Genomic DNA, 22250 nt, shown 5'->3' with positions numbered 1-22250 from the left:
TCGATCGCCTCGACAGAAAGCTTCAGATTTCAACGATCGAAAGCAGGCCGGCGTGCCGCGGTGGATGAATGCATCCCGGCGCTTGTGCCAGCGCGCCGGCCACAGCCAGCGATCAGTTCTCTAATTCCACCCAGTGGAATTCGGTAGCTGCGCCGGAGGAGCATGCGACCTAAGCTTCGGCCATGCCTCGATCACGCGGAAGAAAGAGAGAGACACCATGCCTGTACCCCATCCACTGCCTGTCCTGAACCGCCGGCGTTTTCACCAGCTCTCCGCGGCGGCAGCGCTGCTCACGCTGGGAGCCGCCCCCGTCCCTGCCTCCGCGGCCTTCCCCGACAAGCCACTGCGCATCGTCGTCCCCTTCGCGCCGGGAGGCGGCACCGATGCCATCACACGCTCGCTGGCCATCGGGATGGCGCAGGCCTTGGGCCAGCCGGTGATCGTCGACAACAAGCCGGGCGGCGGCACCATCATCGGCAGCGACGCCGTCGCCAAGAGCGCGCCCGACGGCTACACGCTGGTGATGGCCACCTTCGCGCATGCGGTCAATCCGGCGCTGCAGCCGAAGCTGCCCTACGACACCGACAAGGCCTTCGCACCGGTCGCGTTGGTCGGCGTTTCGCCCAACGTGCTGGTGGTTCGCGCCGATCAGCCCTACAAGAGCGTCGCCGATCTCATCGCTGCGGCCAAGGCCAAGCCCGGCAAGCTGACCTTCGCCTCGCAGGGCAACGGCACCTCGGCGCATCTCGCGGGCGAGCTCTTCAAGAGCCTCGCCAAGGTGGACATCACGCACGTACCGTACCGCGGCGCCGGGCCTGCGATGACCGACTTGCTGGGCGGCCAGGTGGACATGATGTTCGCCACGGCGGCGGCGGCGCGCCCCTTCGTCAGCGCGGGAAAGATGCGCGCGCTCGCGGTCACCACGGCGCAGCGCTCGCCGGCCTATGCGGGAGTACCGACGCTGGCCGAGGCCGGCGTGGCGGGCTATGCGGCCGAGAGCTGGTACGGACTCTATGCCGCCGCCGGCACACCCAAGGACGTGATCGCCCGCCTCAACGACGCCGTGCGCCAGGCCACGAAAGCCGAGCCCTTCGTGAAGCAGACGCAGTCGGAGGGCCTGGCGGTCAACGTCAGCACGCCGGAAGGGCTGGAGCGCTATGTGCGTGCCGAAGAGGTGCGCTGGCGCAAGGTCGTCAAGGACGGAAACATCACCACCGATTGAAGAAGGAACAACCATGACCACCCGTTCCCAGATCCGGCTCGACGTCGAGGCCGGCATTGCCACCCTGACCCTCGATCGCCCCGAGAAGCGCAACGCGATCAGCGACGCCATGCGCACCGAACTGATCGCGGCGCTGGAGCAGGTCGCGGCCGACGCGGCCATCCGTGCCCTGGTGCTGACCGGCACCGGCAAAGGCTTCTGTGCCGGAGGCGACGTGAGCGGCATGCAGCGGCGCATGGAAGCGCCCGCCGGCGCGATCGGCTTCAACGGCTGGACGCGCCAGCAGCGCGTGCACCATTCGGTCGACCTGCTGCACACGATGCCGAAGCCGGTGATCGCGGCAGTGAACGGTTCGGCCAACGGCCTGGGCGCCGACATGGCACTGGCCTGCGATTTCGTGATGGCCTCGGAGGAAGCCAGCTTCGCGTGGAGCTACATCAAGCGCGGCCTGATTCCGGATGGCGGCGGCATGTACTTCCTGCCGCGGCGCGTCGGGCTGTCGCGGGCCAAGCAGTTGATCTTCACCGGGCGCAAGGTCGAAGCCGCGGAGGCGCTGCAGCTGGGCATCGCCGACCGCGTCTGCGGCGCCGACGCGCTGCTGCGCCAGGCGCAGGCCTGGGCGCGCGAGCTCTCGCAGGGCTCGGCGGCGGCACTGGCGCTGGGCAAGTCCATCATCGACCGCAGCTTCGAGCTGCCGGCCGAGCAGGTCTTTGCACAGGGAAGCCAGGCACAGGGCATCTGCTACACCACGCAGGAGCACCGGGACGCGGTGCTGGCCTTTCTGAATGCAGGCAAGGAGAAGTCGGCATGAGCGAAGACAACCCGATCACCCGCCTGTTCAAGCCACGCAGCGTCGCGGTGATCGGCGCCTCGGCCGACCCGACCAAGACCGCGGGCCGTCCGGTCGCCTACCTGCAGCGCCACGGCTTTGCAGGCGCCATCTATCCGGTCAACCCGCGCACTGCCGAGATCGCCGGGCTGAAGAGCTACCCCGACGTGCCGTCGCTGCCGGAGGCGCCCGACGTGGGCATCGTGCTGCTCGGCGCCGAGCGCGCGCACGAGGCCGTGCGTGCGCTGGCCGCACGCGGCACTGCCGCCGCGATCGTACTGGCCAGCGGCTACACCGAGGTCGGCGACGAAGGCGCGCGGCGGCAGCAGCAGTTGCTGGAGGCCGCGGGCCGCATGCGCATCCTCGGCCCCAACACCATCGGCCTGGTCAACCTGACCGACGGCATCACCCTCTCGGCCACCGGCGCGCTCGAAATGAAAGGCTTCGAGGCCGGGCCCATCGGCGTGGTGTCGCAAAGCGGCGGCATCCTGGGCGCCCTGCTCTCGCGGGCTGCGGCGCGCGGCATCGGTCTGTCGAAACTCGTCTCCACCAGCAACGAGGTGGACCTCGACCTGGCCGATTTCGTGGACCATCTGGCGGACGACGAAGCCACCTCCGTCATCGCGCTCTACATGGAGGGGCTGCGTCACCCGGACAAATTCCGGGCGGCGGCGCTGAAGGCGGCGCGCAACGGCAAGCCGGTCGTCGTGTTCAAGGTCGGCCGCTCCGAGGCAGGGGCGATCGCAGCGGTGTCGCACACCGGCGCGCTCGCGGGCGCCGACCGCATGTACGACGCGCTGTTCCGCGAGCTGGGCGTGATCCGCGCCCAGACCTTTGCAGACCTGCTCGACATCCCGGCCGCGCTCGCGACCCGTCGCGCGCCGCGCGGGCGGCGTGTTGCGGTGCTGACCTCCACCGGCGGCGCCGGCACGCTGGTGGCCGACAGCCTCGGCAGCGCGGGCTTCGAGACGCCGGCACCCGATGCGCAGACGGCGGCGGCCCTGCGCGCGCTGCAGTCCGGCGAGCAGGCCGTGCTGGACCGCAACCCGATCGACGTCACGCTCGCCGGCCTGCAGCCGCAACTGCTGCGCGGTGCGATCCGCGCGCTGCTCGCCAGCCCCTCCTACGACGCGGCGGTCGTGATCGTCGGCTCCTCCGGCCTTGCGATGCCGCAGCTGATGGCAGATGCCATCCACGACAGCCTGCCCGGCAGCGACAAGCCCCTGCTGGTCTACGTGAGCCCGCACGCGCCGGCCATCGCGAGCCAGCTGAACCAGCGCGGCGTGCCGGCCTTCATGGCACCTGAAAGCTGCACCAGCGCCTTGGCCGCGATGCATGCGCATGCCGGCTGGACGTCCCCGGCCGCCGCGCCTGCGCATCAAGCCTTGCCGGAGATTGGCGACCTGCCCGGCGGATCGCTGGACGAGCAGCAGGCCAAGCAGCTCTTCGCGCGCTTCGGTGTGCCCTGCGCGCGCGAAATCGTGGTCGCCGACGCGCAGCAGGCGCAGCAGGCCGCGCGCGAACTGGGCGGCGCGACGGTGCTGAAGATCCTTTCCAGCGAGATCACGCACAAGAGCGACGTGGGCGGCGTGGCCGTCGATGTGCCCGCCGAGCAGATCGGGCCCCGCCTCGAGCGCATGGCTCTCGAGGTCGAGACGCACACCGGCGTGCGGCCGCAACGCTTCCTGGTGCAGCAGAGGGTGAGCGGCGGCGTGGAGCTGATCCTGGGCCTGCACCGCGATCCGCTGGGCAGCGCCGTGCTGCTGGGCATGGGCGGCGTGACGGCCGAACTGCTGAAGGACACCGCGCTTCGCATGCTGCCGCCCGGCGGCCTCACGCGCGAGCAGGCGTTGGCGCTGGTGCACGAGCTCAAGACCTGGCCGCTGCTCGACGGCTTTCGCGGAAGGCCGGTGTGCGACGTCGAAGCCCTGGTCTCGGCCATCGTGGCCTTCTCGCAGATGGCGGCGGCACTCGGCGAGCGGCTGGTGGAAGCGGAGATCAATCCGCTCTTCGTGCTGCCGCAAGGCCAGGGCGTCGTCGCCGCGGACGGCGTGGCCGTGCTCGCAGCCTGAGCATCACTCGACAACAACAGGAGACCACCCATGAACCCGATGCACCTCTCGCGCCGCCATTTCAACGCCTCGCTGGGCGCGGGCCTTGCGCTCGCAGCACTGGCGCCGGCGGCGCGTGCGCAGGACTTCCCGTCCAAACCGATCCGCATCGTCGTGCCCTTCGCGGCCGGCGGCCCAACGGACCTGATGGCACGCGCCATCGGCAAGACCATGGCGACGAGCCTGGGACAGCCGGTGATCGTCGACAACAAGCCGGGCGGCGGCGGCGTGATCGGCATGAGCGAGGTGGTGCGCGGGCCGGCCGACGGCTACACACTGGTCTTTCCGTCCATCCTCGCGGTCACCAACCCGGCGCTGATGGCCAACTACCCTTTCGACACGCTGCGCGACTTCGCGCCGCTCACGGTGGTGGGCTTCATCCCGCATGCGGTGGTGGTGCGGCCCGAATTCCCGGCCAAGACGCTGGCCGAGCTGGTCGCGATGGGCAAGGCCAAGCCGGACAGCCTGTCCTACGGCTCCTCGGGCAACGGCACCTCGGCGCACCTGGGTGCCGCGCTCTTCGCGCAGCGCGCAGGCATCCGCGCCACCCATGTGCCCTACCGCGGCGCGGGCCCGGCGGTGCAGGACCTGCTCGGCGGGCAGATCCAGTTCATGTTCCTGGACATGAGCTCCGCGCTCGCGCAGATCAAGGCCGGCAAGCTGCGCGCGCTGGCGGTGGCGCCCAAGGCCCGCTTTGCCGGGCTGCCCGACGTGCCGACGGTCGCCGAGCAGGGCTATCCGGGCTTCGACGTGCATGGCTGGTATGGCTTGCTGCTCAAGGCCGGCACGCCGGCGCCGGTGATGCAGCGGGTCTATGACGAGGTGCGGCGGGCGCTCGACACGACCGAGGTGCGAGAGATCTTCCAGGCCCAGGGCATCGAGCCCGGCGGCATGCCGCCGGCCGAGTTCGCCGCGCTGGTGCGGGATGACCTGGCGCTCTGGAAGCGTACGGTGCAGCAACTGGGCATCACACTGCAATAAAAGCCTTTCATGCGCATCGCCATTCCCGACGATTACCAGGACTGTGTCCGCACGCTCGCCTGCTTCGCCAAGCTCGCGGGCCACGAGGTCCACATCTTCAACGACACGGTGAAGGGCACCGACGAACTCGCGGCGCGCTTCGCCGATGCCGATGCCATCGTGCTCACGCGCGAGCGCACGCGCATCGACGCCGCCCTGCTCGAGCGCCTGCCCCGCCTGCGCCTGATCAGCCAGACCGGCAAGCTGGCGGACCACGTGGACCTGGCGGCCTGCACCGCGCGCGGCATCGTGGTGGCCGAGGGCCGCGGCGCCGGCGCCTCGACGGCAGAGCTGGCCTGGGCGCTGACGCTGGCCAGCCGCCGCCACCTGGTCGACGAAGCCCACCGCCTGCGCCGTGGACTCTGGCAGGGGCACCTGGGGCAACAGCTCGGCGGCCAGCGCCTGGGCGTCTGGAGCTACGGCCGCATCGGCCGCCAGGTGGCCGCTTACGGCCGCGTGTTCGGCATGAAGGTCTGGGTCTGGGGCCGCGAGGCCTCGACGCAGGCGGCGCTGGCCGACGGCTTCGAGTGCGCTCCCTCGCGCGAGGCCTTCTTCGCGGAGAGCGACGTGATCAGCCTTCACGTCCGGCTGAACGCGCACACTGCCGGCATCGTGCGCGAGGAAGACCTGGACCGCATGAAGCCCGACGCCCTGCTGGTGAACACCAGCCGCGCCGAGCTGATCGCGCCCGGCGCCCTGGAGCGCGCGCTGCGGCGCGGCCGCCCCGGCTTCGCGGCCGTCGACGTGTTCGAGGAAGAGCCCCTGCAAGGCACCGGCCATCCGCTGCTGGGCCTGCCCAATGCCCTGTGCACGCCGCACATCGGCTATGTGGAGCGCGACAACTACGAGCGCTACTTCGGCATCGCCTTCGATCACATCAACCAGTTCGCCGACGGCACCCTGGTGGAGGTCGTCAATCCGGAAGCGCTGGCATCGGCTCGCCGCTGAGGCCGCAGGGCCGGTCCGTGCGAAGCGGTGCCATCATTGCCTGCATGTGCGTGACACGAGGTGCAGGCGACGCATGACGGATCCGCTTGAAGAAAAGCCGGGACGCTCTCCCGCGAATCGGTCGCTGGAGCGCGGCGTGGAGATCCTGCGCGCCTTCCGGCCGGGCTCCGAGCTGCTGGGCAATGCCGAGCTGGCGGACCGCACCGGGCTGTCGCGCTCCACGGTGAGCCGGCTCACGCAGACGCTGGTGGGCACCGGCCTGCTGCACCTGGATGCCCGCCGCCGCGCCTACCGGCTGGCCCCGGCAGTGCTGAGCCTGGCCCACGCCATGCGCTCGGGCTCCACCATCCTGGGCATCGCCGCGCCGAAGATGCGCGCGCTGGCCGAGGCCCGCCGGATCAACATCGGCCTGGCGGCGCCGGATCGAGACGAGATGGTGTACCTGGAGTCGATCCGCTACAACCGGCGCGTCTCCCTGCGCAGCGTGGTGTCGGGGCAGCGCGTGCCGATGGAGCTCACCTCTCTCGGGCGCGCCTACCTGGCCGTCGCGCCCGAGCCCAGGCGCAAGGCATTGCTCGCGCTGTTCAGGAAGCGCCGCAAGGGGCAATGGCCCACGCTGGCCGAGGAGATCGAGCTCGCGATGCAGAGCGTCCGGCAGCGCGGCTACTGCGCCGCCGCCTGGCAGCCCGAGGTGGTGGCACTCGCGGTGCCGCTGCGCTGGGAGGGGCAGCCCCGCTACGCACTCAACCTGAGCGTCTCCACGGCAGAGACGGTGCACAGCGTCGAGCAGGAGCTGTCGGGCGCGCTGCTGGCGCTGGCGGCCGATATCGAGGGCGCGCTGGCCAAGCAAGGCGTGACATGAGTGCCGGAAATCCGGGCAGAGACGCTATATTGCGTCACCGCCACCGCCACCGCCACCATCACCCTGCATGGACAACGACGAGGTCAACCAGCTGCTCGTACGCATCGGCCGCGAAGACCAGGCGGCGTTTCGCCAGCTCTACAAGGCGTTCAGCCAGCGGGTCTATGCCTATGCGCTCAACATGCTGAGCGACCACGCGCGGGCCGAGGAAGTGCTGGTGGACACGCTCTACGAGGTCTGGCGCCATCCCGATCGATTTCGGGGCGATTCGCAGTTTTCCACCTGGCTGATCGGGATCGCGCGGAGAAAGGCGCTGATGGTCTACCGCGCGCGCCGGCCCGACGAGGTGCATGCCGATCTCGAGGACATCGCCGAGGTCACCGCTTCGGACACGCCCGACGGCTACGCGGAACTGGCGGGCAAGCAGCGGCGCGAAGGCGTGCAACACTGCATGGGCAAGCTGTCGGACGAGCACCGCGAATGCCTGCACTTGGTCTTCTACGAAGGCATGGGGCTGGCCGAAGTGGCAGAGATACAGAACTGCCCGGAGGGCACCGTCAAGACGCGGCTGTTCCACGCCCGCCAGAAGATCAAGAAATGCCTGCAGTCCCTGCTGCGCAGCGAAGGAAGCGCGCCCGAAGGCAAGGGTGCCCTCGCCTCCTGAGCGGCGCTTGCGATCTCCCCGGCACGCGCGCAAAAATAAAGTGAACCATCCGCAAGGCTCGCGCAACCCAGCGGCATCATGAACAAACGCTTCGAAGAACTGCTCCCCTGGTACGCCAACGGTTCGCTGGGAGCCGAAGACCGTGCCTGGGTCGATGCCTACCTGCAACAGCACCCCGAGGCCAAGAGCGAGCTGGATTGGTACCGCTCGCTGCAGGCGCGGGTCCAGGAAAGCGCCCCGGCCGTGCCGCCGACCATCGGCCTGGCCCGGGCCATGCGGCTGATCCAGGGCGACCGCCCGACCCTGGCCGAGCGCATCAGCGCCTTCTTCGGCAACCTGGGCATGCGCCCGAGCTATGCGATCGCCGGGCTGGCGCTCGTGATGGTGCAAGGCGGCGTGATCCTGAATCTGCTGGGCAACGCCCGCGAGGACGCCGACCAGATCCGCGCCCTGAACGCGGTTCGCGTCGAAGAGGGCCCGATGCTGAAGATCAGCTTTGCGCCCGAGGCCAAGGAGGCCGACATCCGGATGCTGGTGGTCCAGGTCGGCGGCGAACTGGCGGGTGGCCCGGGACAGCTCGGTGACTACTACCTGCGGGTGCCGGCGGGCAGCGAGGCAGCGGCGCTCGCCAAGGTGCAGAGCGCGCCGATCGTCCAGGCCGCCTCGCTGGCGCCCGGCGTGCCGCCTCGGGAGTAGCCGCGATGACCCCGCTGCTGACCCGCCGAACGCTGCTGCAAGGCGCCTTGGGTGCCGCAGCGCTGCCACTTGTCGGTCGCGCCATGGGCGCCTCTGCCAATGCCACCGGAAACGGCAACGGCACCGAGCCGCGCATCGCCCTGGTGATCGGCAACGGCGCGTACCGCGCCGCACCGCTCAAGAACCCGCCGGGCGATGCGGCGGCGGTCGCGACTGCATTGCGCGGCCTCGGCTACGACGTGACGCTGCGCCAGGACACGCGGCTGCCGGACCTGATCGAGTCGCTGCGCGAGTTTTCGATGCGCGCGCCCAAGGCGTCGGTCCGCATGCTTTTCTATGCCGGCCACGGCGTCCAGGTAAAGGGCCGCAACTACCTGGTGCCGATCGACGCCGACCCGTTGACCGAAGAGGACATCCAGCGGCAAAGCGCGGATGTCGGCGAGTTCGTCGACCGGCTCAGCGCGATCCGCACCGGCATCAACATCGTGGTGCTCGACGCCTGCCGCGTGAACCCGTTCGCCGGCGGCGTGATCGTCGGGCCGGATGGTCGGCGCCTGAAATTCCGCGGCGCAACGCCAGGGGGGCTGGCAACGCTCGATGCACCTGTCGGCACGCTGGTGGCCTTCTCGACCGCGCCGAACGGCGTGGCGCTCGACGGCGCCAGCGGCAAGCACAGCGTCTATGCGCGCCACCTGCTGGCCAATCTGCCGACGCCGGGGCTGCAGATCGAGCAGCTCTTCAAACGGGTGCGCATCGGCGTGGCCGAAGACACCGGGCGCGTGCAGGTGCCGTGGGAGTCGTCGAGCCTGACGGCAGACTTCTGCTTCAAGTCGAACGACAAGGGGCGGTGCGGGTAGGGTTGTTCCGCCTTCGCAAACCTCAACAAGAATCCCGGTCGCCGGACCCACGCCCGGCATGCGGTGCGCCTCCGCACTCCCTGCGCACTCCCTCCGCAGATCGACGCGATCACGCGTGATCATCCAGGAATCGCTCGAGCTCCCGCGCAAAGCGCAGCGGCTCGCTGACATGCGGCGAATGGCCGGCACGCGGGTAGACCGAGATCTGCGCATGCTTTACCGTCTCGCGATACCAGGCGTCGAGCGGCAACCCGGCGTAGTGCGGGCTGCGTGCCCCGAGCACGACCAGCAGCGGCGCGTCCAGGCGCGACAGCGAAGTGCGGAAGTCGGCCTGCGCCATCGACTCGGCAAGATCGAGCAGCGGCTGGATGTCGATGCTGCCCAGGCGCCGGCGCAGCATCCGTCCGAGCGCCTTTTCGACGCCGAGCTGGCGCCTGAGCCAGGCGCCTCCGAGCGCGCCGACCTCGTTCAGCAGCGCCTCGGCCACGTCCTGGCGCGCGCCCGCGATCAGCCCCGAAAGCATCGCCGCGCTGCAGCCGCCGAACAGGCCGAGGCGCCAGCTGTCGTCCGTCACGATGCGAGGCGACTGGTCGACCAGCGCCACGGCGGCAACCCGGCGGGTGCCGTGCAGATGCAGGTACTGCATCAACGTCAGTGCACCCATGGAATGCCCGACCAGCACCGCGCGCTGCAGCCCGAAGTGGTCGAGCATCTCGGCGAGGTCGGTGGCGAGGCGCGCCAGCGTGATGCTGCCGCGCACCGGCCGGCAATGGCCATGGCCGCGCGCATCCCAGGCGAGGACGCAATGGCGCCGCGCCAGCCGTCGGGCGACCGGCATCCAGTCCCGATGCGAGCACCCGACGCCATGCACCAGCACCAGCGGCGGGCCGCTGCCGAGGACGTACACGGGAACGACCTGGCCGTCGCTGGCCGTGAAGCTGTCGAACTCGCCGGCAGCCGGCGTGCCGAGATTCACCAGCCCGAAGTTGCGCAACGCGTTCAAGGTGCCGCGCAAGCCCGTCAGGCGCGGCGGGTGGGGAGGCGGGTCTGGCGGAGCCCTGTCGAGCATGGCGGGCCATCCTACGCTGGCGCGCATCCCGCCCGAAATCGGCTCGAACCCTTCTCGCGACGATCCATCTCCAAAATCATTTGAACCGTTTCCAAAACGGCCGCAACCCATGGAGCGGGAAGGCAGGCAAATCGGCAAGCCCCACCACCAACCTCGTTCCTTCACTCTCAGGAGATCATCATGCAAATCGTCCGCAAAGCTTCCGTCCTCGTCGCTCTCGGTCTCGTGTTCGGCGGCGCCATGGCCGGGGAAATCACGGGGTCCACCGTGCTGTCCACCGGCGCCGTCAACACCTCGGCCGGCTTCCTGTCCACGGCGCGCCAGAACATCGGCGTGGCCGAGCAGAGCGGCAAGATCACCAACAGTACCGTGATCGTCAATGGCGCCAACAACACGGCCGCCGGCTTCCTGTCGACGGCGACGCAGAGCGTGGGCCGCGCCACGCAAAACGGGCAGATCAAGAACAGCACGGTCATCGGCAACGGCCTGAACAACGTGGCGGCCGGCTTCCTCAGCACCGCCACGCAGGACGTGGGCTTCGCCAAGGACAACGGCGTGGTGGAGAACTCGACGGTGATCGCCAACGGCGCCAGCAACACCGCGGCCGGTTTCCTGTCGACGGCTCGCCAGCAGATCGGTGGCGCCCAAGGCAATGGCAAGCTGTCGAACTCGACGGTGATCGCCACCGGCTCGGTCAACACCGCCGCCGGCTTCCTGTCCACCGCCGACCAGAGCATCGGCGTCGCCAAGTAAGCCGCTGCCGGCTTAGGTTCCGGCCTCCTCGGTTCGGCCCGCCCGCGCACCTGCGCCGGCGGGCCTTTTCATTGCGTGAGCTCACGCCTGCTGCTGCGAACGTGAATTCCCTTGAACCGTTTCGGAACCCGCAGCAACCCATGGAGCGGAAGGCAAGCAAGCGCATGCCACCCACCCTCAACCGCCAACCCTTCAGGAGATCCATCATGAAAGCCGCTTCCAAACTTTCCGTCCTCGCCGCGCTCAGCCTCGTCCTCGGTGCCGCCATGGCCGGCGAGATCACCGACTCCGGCGTGTTCTCGACCGGCACGGTCAACACCTCGGCAGGCTTCCTGTCCACGGCGCGGCAGAACGTCGGCGTGGCCGAGCAGAACGGCAAGATCAAGAACACTGCCGTGATCGTCAACGGCGCGGTCAACACATCGGCGGGCTTCCTGTCGACGGCCAACCAGAACATCGCCCGCGCCACCCAGAACGGCCAGATCAGCCAGACCGCCATCGTCGCGCAAGGCGTGAACAACACCGCTGCCGGCTTCCTGAGCACGGCGAACCAGGACGTCGGCTTCGCGAAGGACGACGGCAAGGTCCAGGGCAGCTTCGTCGGCGCCACGGGCGTGAGCAACGTGGCCGGCGGCTTCCTGTCGACGGCGCGCCAGCAGATCGGCGGCGCGCAAGGCAGCGGCAAGCTGACGAACTCGACGGTGCTCGCCACGGCGCAGGTCAACACCGCCGCGGGCTTCCTCTCGACCGCCGACCAGAGCGTCGGCGTCGCGAAGTAACACCTCGTCCATCTTCTTTCCCCGCGCCGGCGCTTCCCTCGCCGGCGCCTTTCCCACCCAGGAGACCACCATGAATGCAAGCTTCGCCCTCACCGCCCGCATCGTTCTCGCCGCCGCCACGCTGGGCGCCGGCGCCCACGCACTGGCGGGGCAGGAGCTGATGGGTGTCGACACGCGCTTCCGCGCGAAGATCGCGAAGGAAAAGATCCGCATCGCCGCGCAGGAGCGCAAGGCCGACGAGCAGGGCAAGTCACAGGGAAACTCCTCGGACTCCAGCACCTGCGGGAGTCAGAACATCGGCAACATCGACACCGGCGGGCGCATCGGCGCCTCGCCGCGCGAGGTCTTCGTGTTCGCGCCCAACGCGATCAACATCGTCGGCCGCGGCGGCTGCCGCTGAACAAAACGCCCCGCCAAAAGGGAGATGTCATGAAACCGCCCAAGGTCGCGCGCCTCCTCGCGCTTTCCGCCACCGTCGCTGCGCTGGCCGGCTGCCAGACGCTCGAGGTCAAGCAACCCACCATCGACCAGACCAACGAGATCCGCAAAGGCCCCGAAGACCGGCCCCAGCGTTCGATCACCGGCTTCTCGCATGCGCTGCGCTGCATGGACACCTTGTTGCTCGACTATGGCGTGCGTGACATCACGATGCTGACCGAGGAAATCAGCGACGAAACGAAAAAGCTCAACGCCGGCACGCGCGACATGCTGATCTCGTCGGTGTCCGACATGTCGCGCCGCAGCCGCGCGGTGCGCCTGGTCGCCTTCGGCAAGGACACGGCGAACGTCATCAGCTATCTGGCTTCGGCGCAGAACGCGGCGGCCTACCAGGCGATTCCGCTCTACGACATCAAGGGCTCCGTCTCGCAGTTCGACGAGAACCTGGTCAAGAACCAGAAGGACATGGGCATCGGCTTCGCGCCCTTCCTCAACCTCGGCGCGGCAAAGGACGCGGGTTCCAGCATGCTGGCGCTCGACCTGAGCGTGCTGACCACCAGCGACATGGCAGTGCTCGCGGGCGTCACCTCGCGCAACTCCGTGATGATCCTGAAGCAGGGCAGCGGCATTGACGGCGACGCCGCGTACCACAAGTTCGGCATCAACTACAGCATGAATCTGGCCAAGGCCGAAGGCCAGACCCAGGCGCTGCGCGGACTGGTGGAGCTGGCCGCGGTCGAACTCATCGGCAAGCTCACCAAGACGCCCTACTGGAGCTGCCTGGGCGTGGCCGACCCGAAGAAGAACGACGAGACGCGCCTGGAGATGTTCGACTGGTACCACGCGATGGCGGCGACGCGCATCGAGCTGATCGCCTACTTCCAGAACCAGATGCGCCGGCGCGCGTTCTACGACGGCCCGATCGACGGCGAGTTCAATCCGGCCATCGACGAGGCGATCGCGAACTACCGCGCGGCACTGGGCCTGAGCCGCGAAGCGGTGCTCAACGAGGAGTTCTTCTACGCCTTCCTCGCCGCCGACCACACCAAGATCAAGCGGCCCGAGCAGCCGGCACGTTACGTCGCGCCGGCTTCGGTGGCCGGCGCGCCCGCATCCGTTCCGGTCGCGGCGAGCGCGGCGGCGCCTGCACCGGCGGCAGCAACCGCATCCGCTGCACCGGCCGCACCCGCTGCACCGGCCGCACCCGCTGCGCCGGCGGCACACCCGGCACCGGCCCCGCTCAAGCTGTCGCTCACGACGCCGAAGCAGAAGAGCCGGTTCGCCCGCGGCGAGTCGATAAACCTCTCGCTCGCACCGTCGCACGATGCGCATGTCTACTGCTATCTGCAGGACGAGGAAGCCAAGGTCATCCGCTTCTTCCCGAACCGCTTCGCCCGGGATTCGCGCATCGCCGCGGCACAGCCGCTGTCGCTGCCCGGCGCCATGCGCTTCCAGCTCACGATGAACACGAAGGGTGTGCCAGAGACCATTTCCTGCTTCGCAACGCAGCGCGACGTGATGGCCTCGCTGCCGCAAGCCCTGGTCGGCACCGACTTCGAACCCCTCCCCGGCGCCACGCTCGAGTCGATCCGTGCCGCCTTCGTCAAAGCCAGCGGCGGCACGCTCGCCCAGGAGAACTTCCGTGTCCAAGCCCAATGAAACACCCGCTGGCCATGCGAAATGGCTCGGAGTCCGCCTGGCCGCCGTGAGCGGGGTCGCCCTGGCCGCGGTGGTCGGTCTCCTGCACCTGCCCTTCGGGGCGAATGCAGGGGTCACGACCGCCACCGCTGCCACCGATGATCGCGTCGTTTCCGCACTGCCGCCGGCGCCCCCGCCCCCCGCCTCGGCGCCGGCACCGAGGCAGAAGGGACAGGGCACTTATCGGCTGCGCTGCTGGCAGTACGGCCGCCTGCTGTTCGACGAGGGGCCGGTCACCCTGGGTCCCGAGGCACGGCAGGCCGCGAAGCTGGTGGCGACGGATCGCAACGGCGGATCGGTGATCGTCACCGACTCCGGCTGGACCACCTGCCAGGCGCGCCCTTTCCCTCCGGAGCCCAACCTCGCGCTCCCGCGCTGAGGCCGAGGCCCGCCACCAGGAACCGTCATGAACCGCGCGGCCGCTCCGAAGGCGAATGACACGGCAGCCGAAGGCGAAGGTCAACCGGCGAGGTGGTTCTCCCGTGTGTTCCCGGCGTGGGGGGCGCTGCGCGCATCGGCCCTGTCCGCCGGCTCGGCCGCGGTACTTGCCGTGGCGCTCGCCGACCCGGCCCAGGCGGCCACCGAGTCCCGCAGCGTCGCAGACTTCGACCAGGTCGTGTTCGCCGTTGCCGGTGAAGTCAGCATCGAACAGGGCTCCGGCGAGACGCTGACACTGGACGCCGAGCCCGCAGTGCTGCGCAAGATCACGACCGAGGTCCGCGATCGGCGCCTGTTCATCGGCTTGGCGCCCGGCCGGATCGAGACCCGGCAGCCGATTCGGATGAAGCTCGGTGTCCGGACGCTGCGCGCCTTCGAGTCGCGCACTGCAGGCGAGATCAGCATCGGCGCACTCCGCACGGATGCGCTGGCGCTGCTGCTCGCAGGCGGCGGCTCGATCCGCCTGGCTCGCCTGGACGATGCACGCCGCCTCGATGTGCAGATCAGCGGCGCCGGTGACGTCGCTGTCGGCGCTGGCAAGGTGGTCGCGCAGCAGCTGGCCATCACGGGCATGGGCCGTTATTCGGCGCCCCGGCTTGCCAGCGAGCGGGCCGAGGTCGCGATCGACGGCAATGGCGAAGTGCACCTCGCCGCGAGCAGCACGCTGGCAGTGCGCATCAGCGGGGTCGGTCATGTGCGCTATGCCGGCGACCCGGCGGTGACCCGTTCCATCCGCGGTGTCGGGACCGTCGAGAAAGATTGAACCGGCCTCGCCGCGCTCGCAACCCATGGGCATCGACGAATTCAACGCCACGCTCAAGGAGTTCCGCCATGACCCGCTACCTCAGCACCCTCGCCCTTGCCCTCGCCGCCGCCTTCCTGACGCCCCAGGTCAAGGCCGAGAAGGTGATCATGTACCGCGAAGGACAGCTCGTGAACCCGCACGACGTCGCGGCAGTGCTCGGCAACAAGACCCGTTCGATCCGCCTGCTCGACGACGCGCCGGCAGCAGCCACCCCGACGAAGTACGTTGCGGCCGCAGCTGCCGCCCTGGCGAAGACCTCGGCACGCTCGCCGGCCCGTGCGCCCGCAGCGCCCGACGATGGTCCCGCCGACGCCTCGGCCTTGTCCCTGCCGGTTCGCTTCGCCTTCGATTCGTCCGACGTCCTCCCGGCGGCGCGGTCGCAGCTCGATGCACTGGCCGAAGGCATCAAGCTGCTTTCGCCGAACAGCATCGTCACGGTCGAAGGCCACACCGATGCCGTCGGGAGCGATGCCTACAACCTCGAGCTTTCCCGGTCCCGCGCACGTGCCGTGCGCGACTACCTGGTGCAGCGGCACGGCATCGACGCCGCCCGCTTGAAGACGGTCGGCTACGGCGAAGCCCGCCTGGCAGACGCGGCCGATCCGACCGCCGCGATCAACCGCCGCGTGCAGTTCCGCGGCAGTTGAACAGGCACCGCGGGCGCCGGCGGTGCGCTCCCCTTGTGCCGCGGATGCGCAGCACGGAGAATGGACCGGTCGCCAGTGGAGGTGCTCAGGCTGTGTCGAATCTTGCATCTCTTGCTGCGGCGTCTCGCTCCCTCCCTCGGGTCCAGCAGCCCGTCGGCTTGAGCCGCCGTCCCCTCCTCGCCTGCATGGCCCTGGCCCCCGCGCTGTGGAGCACGAGATGCCTCTCCCAGCCGCAGCCCAAGGTCGAAGCCTCCCGCCAACGCCGGGTCGCCCTCGTCATCGGCAACGGCCGGTACCCCGAGATCCCGCTGAACAACCCCGAGCACGACGCCCGCCTCGTGGCCCAGACCCTGCGTTCGCTCGACTTCGAGGTCGGCGAGCACCTCAACCTCAAGGCCCGCGACTTCAAGCGGGTGCTGCGGGAGTTCGCGCGCCGCATGGACGACGACCAGGTGGCATCGGTCTTCTACTTCGCCGGCCATGGCGTGCAGATCGGCGGGCGCAACTACCTGTTGCCGGTCGATATTGCGCTGCGCGACGAGGCCGAAGTGCGCGACGAGGCGATCGACCTGCAGGAAGCGCTGCTGGCCCATGTCGACCGGGTACGCCCGCGCGCCCGCATCTTCATCATCGACGCCTGCCGCAACGACCCCTTCGCTGCCCGCAGGGGGTCGCGCAGCGCCAACGGCCTGGCCGAGATGGCGGCACCCGGCGCGCTCATCGCCTTCTCGGCAGCGCCGGGCGGGGTCGCCGAGGACGGCCCGATCGGTGGCAACAGCATCTACACGAAGTACCTGGCCGCCGAGCTGCGCTCGGTGGGCGTCGAGGTCGAGGACATGATGAAGGCCGTGCGCATCAAGGTGCTGCGCGACACCGGCCAGCGGCAGATCCCCTGGGTCAACACCTCGATGGTGGTGAACTTCATGTTCAACCCCGGTGCGGCGCCGGCACTGGCGGGTGCCACGCGCCAACTCCAGCTGCTCGTGCAGGCGCAGCGCAGCCTGAACACCGATGCGCGCAACGCATCGGCCTCGCTGGCGCTGCGCGTGTATGTGCTGCGCGATCCGGGCGGGTTCGAGAAGGCGAGTTTCGACAGTCTCTACGACGACGACGAGGCGACCCTGGGGTCGAACGTGCTGGTGCGTGAAAGCCTGCACCTGCGCCCCGGCGAGGCGCGAGAACTGGCGCTCGAGCTGAGCGGCGACGCACGGGCCGTTGCGGTGTTCGGTGCATTCCGCGAGATCGAGCACTCGCAGTGGCGTGCCATCCTGCCACTGCCTGCGGGGACGCTGGCGCCGCGCGCGCGCATCGACGCGCAGGCGCGCCAGCTGCAATTGGGATGGGCGAAATGAGCCGGGATCCCGACGGCGCCGACGAACCGGCCGCCGCACTTGCGCTGCGCGCCCAGGCGCTGCCCCTGGTCGCGTTGCTGGCAGGCCTGCGCGACGCCACGCCTGCCGACCCAGCCGCGTTGCGCCGCACGCTGGCCGAGGCGGTAAATCGCTTCGAAGCCGGCGCACGCGCGGCCGGCATCGCCGAACCCGACATCGCAGCAGCGAGCTACGTGCTGTGCGCCTGGGGCGACGAGCAGTTCGACACAGCGCCTTGGGGCGGCGAAGGCGCGGGTCTGCTGCGCTGCTTCCACGGCGAGGCCCAGGCCGGCGACAAGCTGCTGCGCCTGCTGACCAGGCTGGCCGAGAAGCCGCGCGAGCACCGCGCGCTGCTGGAGCTCTTCCACACCTGCCTGAGTCTTGGGCTGCGCGGGCGCAGGGAGCTCGGCGACCGTGAACATGAAGCCCTTCGCTCGCGCGTGCACCTCGCGCTGCAACAGGTGGCGCCTGCGCCGGCGCTGGTGGCGCCGTGGCAGTGCGCAGCGGCAGCGGCCAGCCCGCCGCGGGCGCCGCGCGGCGCACTGCCGGCGGTGCTGTTGCTGGGCGTGCTGGCCCTGGGCATCTACAGCGCAACCCAGCTGCAGTTGGCGGCGCGCGTCGACGGCGTGCTGGCGTCTCTGCAGAAACTCGTGCCGGCTGCCAGCGCCACGGCAACGTCCACGGCCGCCGCGCCGGAGGCGCCGCCGCGACTGGCCTCGAAGCTGCGCGACGACATCGCGGCGGGCCGCCTGTCGGTGCGCGACGAGGCGCTGCGCAGCGTGGCCGTGCTCGGAGCCGATGCACTGGGCGACGCCAACGGCCCTTTGACGCGCCTCGGCGCAGCGCTTGCGAAGCTGCCGGGCAAGGTCGTCGTCGTGGGCTACACCGATGGCAGCGACCCCCCGACGGCGCGCACGCCCTCGGCCTGGCACCAGGCCATGGAATGGGCGCGCGGCGCTGCCGATGTCGTGCGGCCCCAGCTCGGCGATGCGCGGCTGGCGGTCGAGGCCCGTGTCGACGCCTCGGGCAGCAAGCCGCCGCGCCGGGTCGAGATCGTCCTGTTTCCGGAATGAAGCCGTCGATCCGCCTGGCGCAAGGCGCCGTGAACCTCGGCGCGGCAGCCGCCCTGTTGTGGTTCGCGGCACCGCTGCTGGCCTTGGGCACGTGGCACCCCTTCGACGAGGTGCGCGCGCGGATCGCGCTGCTGGCGCTGGCCGCGCTCCTGCTGCTCGGCCTGCGCGCACTGCGCCTGCTGCTGGCCCGGCGGCGCAACGAGCGCCTGTTGAAGAGCCTCGAAGCCGGCGATGCCGGTCCCGAGCTGAGCCAGCGTTTCAGGCAAGCGCTCGCGATGCTGCGGCAGGGCATCGAGGCGAAAGGCCGCCAGCGCTGGTGGCAAGGCCGGCGGCAGGTGCAGCAGATGCCCTGGTACCTGATCATCGGCGCGCCCGGGGGCGGCAAGACGACGGCGCTGCTGCATTCGGGCCTGCGCTTTCCGCTCGCCGAACGTCTCGGGCGCGACCCGCTCGCCGGGACCGGCGGCACACGCCATTGCGACTGGTGGTTCAGCCAGGACGCCGTGTTCATCGACACGGCGGGCCGCTACACGACCCAGGACAGCGACGCCGCGGCCGACGCGCGCGAATGGCAGCAATTCCTCGCGCTGCTGCGCCGGCACCGGCCGGTGCAGCCGATCAATGGCGTGATCGTCAGCGTGAGCGTGCCCGACCTCCTTCAGGGTGGCGCGGAACTCGCGCGCCAGGCGGCAGCGGTGGCGGCGCGCCTGGACGAACTGCGCCGCGAGCTCGACCTGGCCTTTCCGGTCTACCTGCTGGTAACCAAGGCAGACCTGCTGGCGGGCTTCGTCGAAAGCTTCGGCGACCTCGACGCCGCGCAGCGCGAGCAGCTCTGGGGGCTGGTGTTCGATGCCGACGCCGCCGGGATCCCGGCCGATCTCGGGCCGCGCCTGTCGGACCTGTCCCAGCGCCTCGCGCGGCGCAGTCGCGAGCTGCTGCAGCAGGAGCACACGCCCCAGCGTCGCCTGCCGATCTATGCCTTCCCGGCCCAGTTCGATGCCCTGCTCGCGCCGCTCGAAAGGTTCGCGCGCAAGGCCTTTGCCGGCATTGCTGCCCAACCGGCGCAGCGCCTGCGTGCGATCGCGCTGACGAGCGGCACGCAGGAGGGCAATCCGATCGACCGGGTGATCGGCGAACTCGCCCGCAGCCACGGCCTGGCGCTCAAGCCGCTGGTGCGGCCCGATGCCGGCGGCAAGTCTTTCTTCCTGAATTCGTTGCTGAAGCAACTCGTGATCGCCGAAGCGCCACTGGCAGGCCAGCGGCTGCAGCGGATGCGTTGGCGCCGGCGAGCCACGCTCTTCAGTGCCGGGTTGGCCGGCGCGGCCTTGCTCGCCGCCTCGGCCCTCTGGTGGCAGAGCTACCGTCGCAACCTCGACTATGTCGACAGCGTGCGCATGCGCGTGGAGCAGCTGACCCAGCGGATCGGCTCGCTGGAATCGGCCAAGCTCGAGCAGGTGCTGCCGCTCTATTCGCTGCTCGAGCGCCTGGCGGCGAACGATGGCATCGATCCGAACGTCGCCCCCGCCGGTTTCGGATTCGGGCTGTTCCAGGGGCCGCGGCTGGCACGCTCGGCCGAACAGGCCTACCGCGAGATGCTCGACCGCAGCCTGGCGCCGCTGCTCATCGAGCGCTTGCGCCACGACCTCCGCGAAGCCGACGACAGCGCGACGCGCTACGAGGCCTTGCGCGCTTCATTGATGCTGGCCAGCCCGGCGCGGCTGGTGCGCGGCGAGTTGAGGCCCTGGGCCGAGCAGACGCTCGCGCAGGCGGGCGGCGCCGCGGAACGCGCCGAATGGGCGCGCCATGTCGCCACCCTGCTCGAACGCAACGGGCTGCCCGAGGCGATGCGCTCCGACGAGGCCGGCGTGCGCGCGGCGCGCACCGCGCTGGCGGCAGTGCCATTGGCGCAGCGCGTGCACGAGCGCCTGCTGCGGCGCATTGCCGACCCCGAGCCGCAGCAGGATCTGCCGGCGCGGCTCGGCGCTGCTGGCGCGCGCGTGTTCGCGGCCTCGAACACCGGGCCCATGCCGGAACATTCGAGCGCTACCGACTGGCGGCGCCGGCTCGTCCCGGCGCTCGACGCGACGCTGGACGAACTCGCGAACGAGGCCGACTGGGTGCTCGGCGATTCCGGCAGCGAAGTACGGCGCCTTCAAAAAGACCGCGCCTGGCGCGACGAGATTGCGACGCAGGTCGGCAAGCGCCACGCCCAGCGCGTGATCGCGGCCTGGTCGCGCCAGCTCGATGCCCTTGCGTTGGCGCCCGGCATCGATGCGGACAGCGCCTCCCGCCAGGCTTTGGCCCTCACCGCACCCGATTCGCCGCTGCGCCGCCTGCTGACACGCCTGGCCGACGAGTTCAGCGCGACGCCCCAGGGCGCCGGCGCAGCCGAGGGCGCCTTCGATGCCGCGCTGCGGGCGCGCTTCGGGGCCCTCGGCGACTACGCTGCTGGCGCCGGGCCGCAGGCCCTCGACCGCCTTCAGGAACTGGCCACGGCCAAGCGCGATGAAGCCGCCAACGCCGAGCTCGACACGACCTTGCGCGCCGAGGCCGCCCGTGCGCCGGCCGCGCTGCGCAAGGTCTACGGCGGACTCGGGGCCTTGATGCGCTCGCGCGGCGGCGCCAAGCCAAGCTTCGACGCCGCGCTCGCAGAACTCGCGCAGACCTGCAGCACGTTGACGCGCGAGCGCTTCCCTTTCGGTGCCGCCACGCTGCGCGACATGGCGCCCTCCGATTTCGCGCGGCTCTTCGGACCCGGCGGCCTCTTCGAGGAATTCCGGCGCGACCAGTTGAGCGAACGTGTCGACACGTCGAGTCGTCCGTGGAAGGCCCGCGCCACTTCCGGCGACGCTGCCATGCCGGACGCATTCGAGCGTGCGGCGGCTATTGGCGCGCTGTTCTTCCCAGGAGGTGCGCCGATGCCGGAGCTCAAGCTGCGCCTCACGCCGCAGCGGATGGACGCCGAGCTGCTGCAGTTCAGTGTCGATGTCGATGGGCAGTTGCTGCGCTTCGAAAACGGCCCGCCGCGCGCGAAGGAGGTGGTCTGGCCGGGGCCGGCTTCGACCCAGAAGGTGCTCATGCGCATCCTGCCGCCGGGCCCGAGCGGCGTCGGCGCCGAGGTCCATGAAGGCGCGTTCGCCTGGGTACGGGTGCTCTTGCGCGGCGAGTGGAAAGGCGAGCACGGGGCGCCGGCGCGCCTTTCCCTCGCGGTCGACAGCCGCACTCTCGACGTCGTGGCGAGCGCCGCCGGCGCGCCCGAGGCCGATGTCTGGACGCTCCAGGAGCTGGCGCGGTTCCGCTGCCCGCAAGCAACATGGTGAAGCTGCCGTCGCGTCGCGTGTGCTGGTACGGCAAGCTGCCCGCGCGCGGGGACTTCGTCGGCCGCGGCTTGCCGCCAGGCTGGCGCAGCGACTGGGACGGCTGGCTGCAGCAGGGCCTGGCCCTTGCCGCGGCCACGCTCGACAGCGCCGCGCTGCGCGAACGCCTTCGCGCCTTCTCGCCGTGGCGCTACCTGGCGCTGCCGGCACCCGGAGAGATCTGGTGCGGCATCCTCGTGCCTTCGCACGATCGCGTCGGCCGGGCCTTTCCGCTGACGCTGGCCGAGCGCTTGGGCAGCCCGGTGTCGCCGGCCGAAAGTGCCACGCGGCTTGCTTCGCTGCTCGATGCGGCTGCAGAGGGACCCGAGGCACTCGAGACCGCGATCGCCGCCCTGCCTCCGCACGCCAACGACCAGGATTTCCAGCCTGCCGAGCCCTGGCCACCGCAACCGGCCAGTCTGTGGTGGCCGCTCGCCGCTGCGCACGATGGCATTCCCCGGATGGCGGCCTGGCCGCCGGAGCCGGGGCTGGTGCTGGAGTTGTTGGATATTCAGGCTGCTTCCGGCAATTGACCGCTGGGAAGGGGCTGATCACCAGGCGCCGCCCCGGTGCCCTCAAGCGACGCGGTCCGCGCACATGAATGATGGAAGGCGG

21 protein-coding genes are annotated in these 22250 nt (G+C 70.2%); 20 read left to right on the top strand and 1 reads right to left on the bottom strand.

Annotated features, from left to right (window positions below):
• Window positions 1–217 precede the first annotated feature (217 nt).
• The 9 genes from E5CHR_RS11855 to E5CHR_RS11815 all read left to right on the top strand — a co-directional run bounded on the left by E5CHR_RS11855 (window position 218) and on the right by E5CHR_RS11815 (window position 9209).
• Entirely contained in the window at window positions 218–1222 is a 1005-nt protein-coding gene (locus E5CHR_RS11855) for a tripartite tricarboxylate transporter substrate binding protein (protein WP_162579860.1), read from the top strand.
• 13 nt (window positions 1223–1235) lie between these two features.
• The gene (locus tag E5CHR_RS11850; protein ID WP_162579859.1) at window positions 1236–2033 is read left to right on the top strand and encodes an enoyl-CoA hydratase/isomerase family protein; all 798 of its coding nucleotides are present in this window, start codon (window positions 1236–1238) and stop codon (window positions 2031–2033) included.
• Complete coding sequence (locus E5CHR_RS11845) at window positions 2030–4123, top strand: acetate--CoA ligase family protein (RefSeq protein ID WP_162579858.1); 2094 nt, start codon at window positions 2030–2032, stop codon at window positions 4121–4123. Before E5CHR_RS11850 ends, E5CHR_RS11845 begins: the two co-directional genes overlap by 4 nt.
• Window positions 4124–4153: 30 nt before the next feature.
• Complete coding sequence (locus E5CHR_RS11840; protein WP_162579857.1) at window positions 4154–5143, top strand: Bug family tripartite tricarboxylate transporter substrate binding protein; 990 nt, start codon at window positions 4154–4156, stop codon at window positions 5141–5143.
• 9 nt (window positions 5144–5152) lie between these two features.
• Window positions 5153–6130 (top strand): D-2-hydroxyacid dehydrogenase family protein, encoded by a 978-nt coding sequence (locus E5CHR_RS11835; protein ID WP_162579856.1) that lies wholly within the window; start codon window positions 5153–5155, stop codon window positions 6128–6130.
• Between the two features lie 73 nt (window positions 6131–6203).
• The gene (locus E5CHR_RS11830) at window positions 6204–6992 is read left to right on the top strand and encodes an IclR family transcriptional regulator (protein ID WP_162579855.1); all 789 of its coding nucleotides are present in this window, start codon (window positions 6204–6206) and stop codon (window positions 6990–6992) included.
• A gap of 67 nt (window positions 6993–7059) precedes the next feature.
• Window positions 7060–7656, top strand: coding sequence for an RNA polymerase sigma factor (locus E5CHR_RS11825; protein ID WP_162574094.1), 597 nt, complete (start codon window positions 7060–7062; stop codon window positions 7654–7656).
• Between the two features lie 78 nt (window positions 7657–7734).
• Window positions 7735–8352 carry an anti-sigma factor family protein gene (locus tag E5CHR_RS11820; RefSeq protein WP_162579854.1) on the top strand — a complete coding sequence of 206 codons (618 nt, stop codon included), beginning with the start codon at window positions 7735–7737 and terminating at the stop codon, window positions 8350–8352.
• 5 nt (window positions 8353–8357) lie between these two features.
• Window positions 8358–9209, top strand: coding sequence for a caspase family protein (locus E5CHR_RS11815; RefSeq protein WP_162579853.1), 852 nt, complete (start codon window positions 8358–8360; stop codon window positions 9207–9209).
• A gap of 109 nt (window positions 9210–9318) precedes the next feature.
• Here the strand turns inward: E5CHR_RS11815 and E5CHR_RS11810 are convergent, their stop codons facing one another.
• On the bottom strand, window positions 9319–10278 hold the full coding sequence (locus E5CHR_RS11810) for an alpha/beta fold hydrolase (protein WP_162579852.1): 960 nt from the start codon (window positions 10276–10278) through the stop codon (window positions 9319–9321).
• A gap of 180 nt (window positions 10279–10458) precedes the next feature.
• Between E5CHR_RS11810 and E5CHR_RS11805 the strand changes: the two genes are divergently transcribed.
• The 11 genes from E5CHR_RS11805 to tagF all read left to right on the top strand — a co-directional run bounded on the left by E5CHR_RS11805 (window position 10459) and on the right by tagF (window position 22168).
• Entirely contained in the window at window positions 10459–11031 is a 573-nt protein-coding gene (locus E5CHR_RS11805) for a hypothetical protein (protein WP_162579851.1), read from the top strand.
• A gap of 206 nt (window positions 11032–11237) precedes the next feature.
• Window positions 11238–11810, top strand: coding sequence for a hypothetical protein (locus E5CHR_RS11800; protein ID WP_162579850.1), 573 nt, complete (start codon window positions 11238–11240; stop codon window positions 11808–11810).
• Between the two features lie 70 nt (window positions 11811–11880).
• Window positions 11881–12210: a hypothetical protein gene (locus E5CHR_RS11795; RefSeq protein ID WP_162579849.1), complete on the top strand. Its 330-nt coding sequence runs from the start codon at window positions 11881–11883 to the stop codon at window positions 12208–12210.
• 29 nt (window positions 12211–12239) lie between these two features.
• On the top strand, window positions 12240–13907 hold the full coding sequence (locus E5CHR_RS11790; RefSeq protein WP_162579848.1) for a DUF4384 domain-containing protein: 1668 nt from the start codon (window positions 12240–12242) through the stop codon (window positions 13905–13907).
• Entirely contained in the window at window positions 13891–14325 is a 435-nt protein-coding gene (locus E5CHR_RS11785) for a hypothetical protein (RefSeq protein WP_162579847.1), read from the top strand. The genes E5CHR_RS11790 and E5CHR_RS11785 overlap by 17 nt, the downstream gene beginning before the upstream one ends.
• A gap of 27 nt (window positions 14326–14352) precedes the next feature.
• Entirely contained in the window at window positions 14353–15147 is a 795-nt protein-coding gene (locus E5CHR_RS11780) for a GIN domain-containing protein (RefSeq protein WP_162579846.1), read from the top strand.
• Between the two features lie 68 nt (window positions 15148–15215).
• Window positions 15216–15836, top strand: a complete 621-nt coding sequence (locus E5CHR_RS11775; protein WP_162579845.1) for an OmpA family protein — start codon at window positions 15216–15218, stop codon at window positions 15834–15836.
• Between the two features lie 158 nt (window positions 15837–15994).
• Window positions 15995–17188 (top strand): type VI secretion system lipoprotein TssJ, encoded by a 1194-nt coding sequence (tssJ, locus tag E5CHR_RS11770; RefSeq protein ID WP_162579844.1) that lies wholly within the window; start codon window positions 15995–15997, stop codon window positions 17186–17188.
• Window positions 17185–18279, top strand: coding sequence for a DotU/TssL family secretion system protein (locus E5CHR_RS11765; protein ID WP_162579843.1), 1095 nt, complete (start codon window positions 17185–17187; stop codon window positions 18277–18279). The genes tssJ and E5CHR_RS11765 overlap by 4 nt, the downstream gene beginning before the upstream one ends.
• Window positions 18276–21599 (top strand): type VI secretion system membrane subunit TssM, encoded by a 3324-nt coding sequence (tssM, locus tag E5CHR_RS11760; protein WP_162579842.1) that lies wholly within the window; start codon window positions 18276–18278, stop codon window positions 21597–21599. The genes E5CHR_RS11765 and tssM overlap by 4 nt, the downstream gene beginning before the upstream one ends.
• A complete protein-coding gene (gene tagF, locus E5CHR_RS11755; protein ID WP_162579841.1) occupies window positions 21593–22168 on the top strand; it encodes a type VI secretion system-associated protein TagF in 576 nt (191 codons plus the stop codon). The genes tssM and tagF overlap by 7 nt, the downstream gene beginning before the upstream one ends.
• Window positions 22169–22250 lie beyond the last annotated feature (82 nt).

The sequence above is a fragment of the Variovorax sp. PBS-H4 genome (genome assembly GCF_901827205.1).
Taxonomy (GTDB): Bacteria; Pseudomonadota; Gammaproteobacteria; order Burkholderiales; family Burkholderiaceae_C; genus Variovorax.
The sequence above is the reverse complement of the archived record's forward strand: the minus strand, read 5'-3'. Positions and strand labels throughout refer to the sequence as shown.